At 71.6% G+C, this 1044-nt stretch carries 1 protein-coding gene; it reads right to left on the reverse strand.

Annotation, left to right across the window (positions count from 1 at the left end):
• Positions 1-39: 39 nt before the first annotated feature.
• Positions 40-969 (reverse strand): proline dehydrogenase family protein, encoded by a 930-nt coding sequence (locus ACFU7Z_RS39590; protein WP_049654995.1) that lies wholly within the window; start codon positions 967-969, stop codon positions 40-42.
• Positions 970-1044 lie beyond the last annotated feature (75 nt).

Consider the following 1044-nt stretch of genomic DNA (forward strand, 5'->3'; position numbering starts at 1 on the left):
GCCCCGTCAGGGGTGCGGGCCGTGGCCTGGGGCGCCGGGTCAGCCGCGGGTGGCCATGGCGCGCAGGAAGAAGGTCAGGTTGGCGGGGCGCTCGGCGAGGCGGCGCATGAAGTAGCCGTACCACTCCTGGCCGTACGGGAGGTAGACCCGCATGGTGTTGCCCTCGGCGGCGAGGCGCAGCTGCTCCTCGGGGCGGATGCCGAACAGCATCTGGTACTCGAAGGAGTCCCGCTTGCGGCCGTTCCACTGGGCCAGCTGGCCGGCGATCTTGATCATGTTGGGGTCGTGCGAGGCGATCATCGGGTAGCCCTCGCCCGCCATCAGGACCTTCAGGGCCCGGACGTACGCGAGGTCGACCTCGTGCTTGCCCTGGAAGGCGACCGACTCGGGCTCCTTGTAGGCGCCCTTGCACAGGCGCACGCGCGAGCCGGCGCCGGAGAAGTCGCGGCAGTCGGCCTCGGTGCGGCGCAGGTAGGCCTGGAGCACGACGCCCAGCCACGGGAAGTCCGCCCGCAGCTCCCGCGCGATGGCGAGGGTGGAGTCGGTGGTGGTGTGGTCCTCCATGTCGAGGGTCACCGTGGTGCCGGCCTCGGCGGCGGCCTCGCAGATGCGGCGGGCGTTCTCCAGCGCGATCTTCTCGCCGTCCACCGGGAGGAACTGGCCGACGGCCGACAGCTTGACCGACACCTCGGCGCCGGCCGCGAGGCCGGTGTCCTTGAGGGCCTTTAGCAGGTGCTCGTAGGCCTCGGCGGTGCCGGCGGCCTGGGCGGCGTCCTGGGTGTCCTCGCCGAGGTGGTCGAGGGTGACCTTGCGACCGGTGGCGATCAGGTCGTCGGTGGCGGTGACGGCGTCGTCGAGGACGTCACCGGCGACGAAGCGCTCGACTATCGCGTGGGTCGGCGGGAACTTCTCGACCACGGTGCGGACCTGCGGGGACCGGGAGGCCGCGAGAAGGGCGGAACGGAGCATCGTGACTCCTGGAGCTGGTGCTTCTTAAGGATGGCAGAAAGGGCCGGGGCGGCGGTGCGGGGATGGGGCACCGCC

The sequence above is a fragment of the Kitasatospora sp. NPDC057518 genome (assembly GCF_042802075.1).
Lineage (GTDB): Bacteria > Actinomycetota > Actinomycetes > Streptomycetales > Streptomycetaceae > Kitasatospora.

Coding starts and splice junctions, on each gene's coding strand:
- ACFU7Z_RS39590 (WP_049654995.1), bottom strand. CDS start 969: ATGCTCCGTTCCGCCCTTCTCGCGGCCTCCCGGTCCCCGCAGGTCCGC.